Below are 822 nucleotides of genomic sequence, written 5' to 3'. Positions count from 1 at the left end.
ACACGGACGTCGATCCGGCGCCGTTGCTGGAGCGGCTGCAGTTGCTTGAAACCGGGGACGCAGAAGCGATCGCCGCTTGCGTTTTGGCTCGACTAACCGAAGCAGACCTGGCGCAACCGTGCGCAGATGATTCGCTGCCTGCGTTGTCAAGCATTGCGGCGCCTGCGCTGACGACTCTTCAAGAAGCGCATGACGACGCTGGGGAAGCGGCATTGCCAATGCCTGATGCGACGGTTGAAATCGTCGAGTCGGCCTCAGCAAGTCAGCTTTTATGGCTTAACGATGATTTGTTCGCGGCGTAGATAGCCGCGCATGCGGGGGAGGCCAGTACGGCTCCTTTGCCTGAACACGCAAGCAGTGTTCCGATAGCCGACTGTCATCGTCGCTATCGAAACAGAGGTTTCACCGCGTCTTTGACGCATCGATTCGTAGTGGCAGGACCTTTCTCTGGCAGTTCATTTTTTTCTTCACCCTGGCGGGGAGCGATCCCTACCGGGGCCGCACTCCGCTCAACGTAACGGAGTGCATCATGTTTGGTCTTTATCCCGCTGGCCCGAACTGGGTCCGCACTTTTGCGTTGGGCGACTGCTCATCGCGTGATCTTCAAAAGTCGTTAGTCGATTTGGCAGGCTTCACGCCTGCGATTCAGCACCAGCCGTTCGGCCAGTACCGCGGCGCAGTGCTGGCGCAGTTCGGTCAGACGCTGTTGCTGCTCGCCACAACGCCTGGCGCGTGCGAGGTTGCAGTGACGCCGACCGTTGAAATGCAGCACCTTCTATGGTCGTATCAGGAAGGCTATGCAAGCCAGTGGTCTGCTGCCGA

2 pseudogenes are annotated in these 822 nt (G+C 58.9%); both read left to right on the top strand.

The annotated features are described in order from the left end of the window. Positions 1-302, top strand: a pseudogene (locus AWB81_RS43685) (metallophosphatase family protein); the annotation flags it as partial. Positions 303-529: 227 nt separating this feature from the next. Then, positions 530-822, top strand: a pseudogene (locus AWB81_RS43680) (hypothetical protein); the annotation flags it as partial.

Origin of the sequence: Caballeronia arationis, from assembly GCF_001544975.2 — a bacterium.
Lineage (GTDB): Bacteria > Pseudomonadota > Gammaproteobacteria > Burkholderiales > Burkholderiaceae > Caballeronia > Caballeronia arationis.
The sequence above is the reverse complement of the archived record's forward strand: the minus strand, read 5'-3'. Positions and strand labels throughout refer to the sequence as shown.